The 5,181-nt window shown below is 56.0% G+C and carries 4 protein-coding genes; all 4 read right to left on the bottom strand.

Translation table 11 applies throughout. The features are described 5' to 3' along the window. The coding region (locus VN887_17910) for a hypothetical protein (protein HXT41889.1) at positions 1-583 on the bottom strand (583 nt) is incomplete at its 3' end. A 33-nt stretch (positions 584-616) separates the two neighbouring features. Then, the gene (locus VN887_17905) at positions 617-2,062 is read right to left on the bottom strand and encodes a hypothetical protein (protein HXT41888.1); all 1,446 of its coding nucleotides are present in this window, start codon (positions 2,060-2,062) and stop codon (positions 617-619) included. Positions 2,063-2,073: 11 nt separating this feature from the next. After that, complete coding sequence (locus tag VN887_17900; GenBank protein ID HXT41887.1) at positions 2,074-4,008, bottom strand: hypothetical protein; 1,935 nt, start codon at positions 4,006-4,008, stop codon at positions 2,074-2,076. Between the two features lie 233 nt (positions 4,009-4,241). Continuing rightward, positions 4,242-5,181: hypothetical protein (locus tag VN887_17895; GenBank protein HXT41886.1), on the bottom strand; the 940-nt coding region annotated here is incomplete at its 5' end.

The raw sequence follows: 5,181 nt of genomic DNA, 5'->3' as shown, positions 1-5,181 counted from the left end.
CATCATCAATCGCTGACGAAAAATTGATGAAGTTGGTGGAGGTTATCGCGCCTCGATAACTTCCGACGCAACCGCCTCCGCCTCCGCCTCCCGCCGGATCGACCAGGAGCCCGCTGCGGGCGATCTTGACATTCTGACCGCCGAGTTGGATCAGGCCGGATGAACCGACCTCAAGCATTCCTTTGTTCACCAGGTTGGTGGCCGACAGCAGAACGTACTGAGACCCAAAAATCGTATCGGGAAAGCTGGGATTGCCGGCGTTGTTAACAATAGCCGCGGCGGGATGGTGAATTCCGTCGGCTGTAAGGTAATCGAACTGGAAACCCGGGCCTGACTGCAGCAAGCCGTTATTTGTAAACCACAGCGTATTCTGCGTCATGTACGGAATGGCCGGATTCGCTGGAATCAAGCTGCCGGTTATGGGCAACGCGCAGAAACTGCCGTCGTTGATGAACACCGTCGCGTCAATCTGAGGAGCGCTGCCGCAGTCAACTGTGCCAATGTTATGGTAGAGAGGATCCGCGGCGCGGACGCAAACCATCGCCCCTGCAGCGCACGCGATTGTAAAAAGATAACGTCTCATAGCCTTCAAGCTTTTACCCGCGCTCTCCATTCATCATCTACCCAAGGCCAGTTGTTCCAACTGTTGGATTGTTATGTTTCCGCCTTGGGAAAAAACCACGGGTTCGTTGGTAGTGCCATCGAATGCTGCGAACAGGAAATACGGCAGATTGTTAAGGCCAAGAACGGGGCCGGGAATTGGACCCTCGAACGTCATGAAGCCTATGCTGTTAAAAGCGATGTCGATGGGACCTTGAATCACTCCGGGACCCGCGTGCAGAATGGTCCCGCCACTTAAACTGTCATCGTTCCGCCAGTTTGAAGTGTCCGTTCGTTCATTAATCGCAAAACCGGGAATCAATGGACTCACATCTGGAATCCCTTGCAAGTCGCGGGCGGTGTATAAAATGTCCGGCGTGGTGATGACACGTTGCACCTTCTGTGATCTCTGAATCCCATTTGTCACGATCGTCTCCACATAAACATTGGTGATGGGAGTGAAAAACTGGCCCAGAAGCGAATCATACTCACCGCGAATAAATGTGATCTTGTCCACGCCAAAACGCACGGCCGGATCAATCAGACCGTTCGTGCTGCCGACTATGTTTGTGGCGCCGGGACTGTTGGTGCTTGGAGGGATTGTCCAAGGACCTCCACCACCACCACCACTAATGATCGAGAACCCCGCGCTTGTGCTCCCTGGCAACGCCGCTTCAAAATTCTTGTTGTCTGGCCGGAGCATGTATCGAATCGCCCCCACATCATCCCTAGTCAGGCCGCTATAGTAACTTCCAATGCTGAAGCCGCTAAAAGCATCCAAATACGCAGCCACAGGATCAAACCGCCCAAGATCCAATGGATCCACAGGTTGATTAATGGGAATGGAATCAGCGATGCCGTCGAGTATGGCTGCGTAGGTCCACAATCGACCGTTAATGTAAGGACTTTCCGCTGCTGTCACCGGATCAAAGTTTCTACGGATCACGTTGAAAAAGGCTGGCGGCGGATTCTGCGGTGACGGTGGCACACCCCGATTACGAAGGCAATAAACCCAGCGAGGGGGTGCAGCAAGACCCATCTCCTCCACAGTCACCGCTAGTGCGCTGGATTTCACGTCCCATAATCCTAAAGCAGCCGCTCGAAAGTTTATTCTTTCGGTGGTCATGGGATAATCATCAACGTTCAACGCCGAGGCCGGCGGCAAATCATTGATGATCTTGATCGCTTTCTCAACCTCCTCCACGCCACGGGTGCCAAAAAAATCCAGAAACGGCGCATCGTAGGCGTAGAAGATGTTGGGCGTGTTCCACCGGTACTCCTCACCGGCAGCCACATTCATCGGCCCGCCGATATCGCCCGGTTCATTATAGCCAAGCCGCAACACCTGCCACACGTTACCGCCGGCGATAGCGTAAGGGCCCAGGAGCGAAAACGCATGCGCCCGAGACATCGTGCCAGCCAGCAAAAACAGGATTGAAAGTCTGGTCAGTGTATTCAACATAACAAAACGCATTAGCGCAATCGTAACACCCGGTAATAAACCGCGCTGCCCGATCCATTCGCTGGAATTGAATCGTTTGTCCCTGCGGCAAACCGTTCCGAACCGAAGTTAACCCAGGAACTGAGATTCTGTGACACTTGTACTTGATACACAAATCCCGGCTGAGTGTTCCAACTGACACGCGCACCCTGGGCAGTCGCCACCAGCTGGACGCGCATGACACTGTTGGGATCGTTTGGCGCCGTGCCAGCGAGGAATTCCTGCAGGGTGGTCGCGCCGTCGCCGTCGCCGTCGTCGGTCGGCTTGGGCCAGTCGAGCACGTTCGGACCGAACCAGGCGGTCATCCACTCGAACGGAATGCCTCCATAGTTGGCGCCACTCCAGGTCGTGCCGCTGACTGCCGCGGAGAGCGGTGATCGCCGCCCGTCTGTGGTTACATAATCCAGTCGCAGGGAATGTGTGCTGCTCGGCACAATGCCTGTCAGCGTAAATATGTTGCCGGTCGTGGTCGTCGCCGGGCTCGTGGCACCATCCACGTAAACCTCATAGTTTGCAACGGGCAAACCCTCCACGAGCGGCCAGGAGGCCTGCAATTGCGGCTGGTATGTTCCGTTGCCGTCCAGGATGAACGGCGCGTAAACAAACGGCGCCGCCGGAGCCGGAAGGGATGGGGTGGCCGCGTATCGCTGCGCAAACAAGTCAAAACTGGAGCCACCACCAACGAAGCTGGACCATACTACTAAAAACCGGCCAGCCCCGTCGGAAGCCAATGACGGCTGAAACTGCTGTGAGGTGGTGGTTGTGTTCGCCCGAAATTCGTCGCCCAAAGGTTGGCCATTGGCCGACAGGAATTGTCCATATACACCCTCGCGGGAACCGTCCTGCGCAATGCTCGTCCAGACCGCCAGAAAATCCGATCCGAGCGAAGCGATTTTGGGCGCAAATTGATCACCATAAGTGTAAGTGTTGATTCGCGAATCGGCACTGGCTGCATTTCCGGCGGCATCGAAACAGCGGACGTAAACATCCCAACTGTCGCCGACGATTATGCTCGTGATAGTCCCTGCGCCGTCTTTTCTACTCCAGGCTACCGCGAACCCGCCGTTCGCAGACGCTGCAACGGAGGGGTTGGCGGATATGTCGCCACCGGCGTTGATTTGAAACTCGTCGCCTTTGGGATTGGCACTTGAATCAAATAGTCGCGCGCAAGCAATGGCCGTATATCTTGGCGCGCCATTCGTGTCCACTCCCAAGGACTTTTCAGAAATCCAAGCAGCTACAAAACCGCCGTCCACCAAACCGGCTACCACAGGAGTGCGCTGACTGAGGAAGGTGGTTTGATTTACCTGAAATTCGGCGCCGATCCTATCGCCTGTCGGCGAGAAAATCTGGGCATAGACCCCGTACATGCTTCCGTCCTGACCGTAGCTTGACCAGGAGACAACCACATTACCGTTCGCGAGAACCGCAACGGTGGGATCGATCTGATGATTGTTGGTGTACGTATTTACCAGAAGATCTCCCGCCGCAAAAGTTCCGTCACTTTTCAAAAAACGCGCATAGATGTGTTGAAACCCGGGCGTTCCGCCCTGCCACACAAAAACGGCACCGCCATCTTTGAGCAAAGCCACGCGCGCGTTTTCCTGGTCACCCGCGCCCAGTTGGTTGACTCGGAATACTCCCAAAGAACCCGACAAGCTGCTGTTGATTTTCCGCGCGCTTATACCAAGGCCGTCTCCATCCGTCACATTGTCCTGCCAGACCAGATAACCGCCGTTCGTCCCAAGCGCGATCTGGGGAAACACCTGATCGCCAGGTAAAGATCCAGCGATTGGATATTCGCCCCCTTGCGGAGCATAAGCGTTTTGCGCCAGAATGGCCGTCGTGGTCCCTGCGAAAAGCCACAAAAAAACAATCCTCTTGCACGCGCACAACACTGGTAACATAAGTCAAATTCTCTTAACAGAGCCGCACATTTTTGTCCATGACTTCCAGCCGCTATTCCGTCTCTTCCAACTGCTTGCTGTCGCTACGCCTTCGCGTTCACTCCTGACTCCGTCCACCAAACAGGACCGCTCCGAACAATTGATCCAACCCGCCGAATTTAGCATTAACCGAACCAAATTGCCGCCGCTTTATTCGGCATGTTCAAACCGCCGCCACCGTCGGCCACCGGGCATCATTTCACGATCGGCTTCTGCGGCGGGATCGTATTCGGATCGTACGGCAGACTGTCCATCGTGTGAACCGGGTTGCCCGCCGGGTCAATGATGCGAGGGGTGACGAAAATAATCAGGTTCTTCTTCTGCGTCAGGCTCGTCTCACTCCGGAACAGCCGCCCGAAGAATGGAAGATCTCCCAGGACCGGGACTTTGTCTTTGGTCTTCTTAACGTTCTCGGTGAGCAACCCGCCCAACACCACCGTCTGGCCATCCCACACGTTGCAACTGGTGACCACCTGTCGGGAACGGAAAATCGGCAGCGGGAGAGTGGCGGTAACCGGTGTGCTGACGGTCGTGCTGGTCCCGATAACCGCTTGTGGAACGAACTGGGCAGCAGTAGCCGTATCGTACCCCAAAAACTCGGTCGTTTGGGGAATGATCGTCATCTGAATCGAGTAGCCATCGGCGGAAACGTAGGGAACAACGTCCAGCGTCGGACCGATCGGCACCGAGGCTGTCTGATAATTCTGAGTGACGAATGCGCCGCCGGTCTGCACCGCTCCACCGCCAGTCACGGCACCAGCGCCCCCCTGCCCCTGTGTATTCAGGCCAACGACGATTGACCGAACCTCGACGGCGGACATCTGCGTCTGGCGCCCGCTCAATGTCGTCACCTTGGGAGAAGCCAGCAGATCCGCGCCGTCCCGTTGTTCCAGCGCATGAAGCACAACGCGGAATTGCGGGTCCGTCAAAATACCGGTGAAGGTGGCGATCGCCGGGGATGCCAGATCGGTTGTAGAATTGCGGAGTCCACCGGTCAGGAGGTTGTCAGTGGACGATGGAGGCAGGGGACTGGTCGGACTTGGAAAAATCCCGGTCGGATTTGCGAGGCTCGGCTGGCCGAGAAAAGACGGGGCAGTGCCGCCTTGCGCTCCGATACCGCCGTTCCTCATCAGA

Origin of the sequence: Candidatus Angelobacter sp. (assembly GCA_035607015.1) — a bacterium.
In the GTDB taxonomy this organism is placed as follows: Bacteria; Verrucomicrobiota; Verrucomicrobiia; order Limisphaerales; family AV2; genus AV2.
The sequence above is the reverse complement of the archived record's forward strand: the minus strand, read 5'-3'. Positions and strand labels throughout refer to the sequence as shown.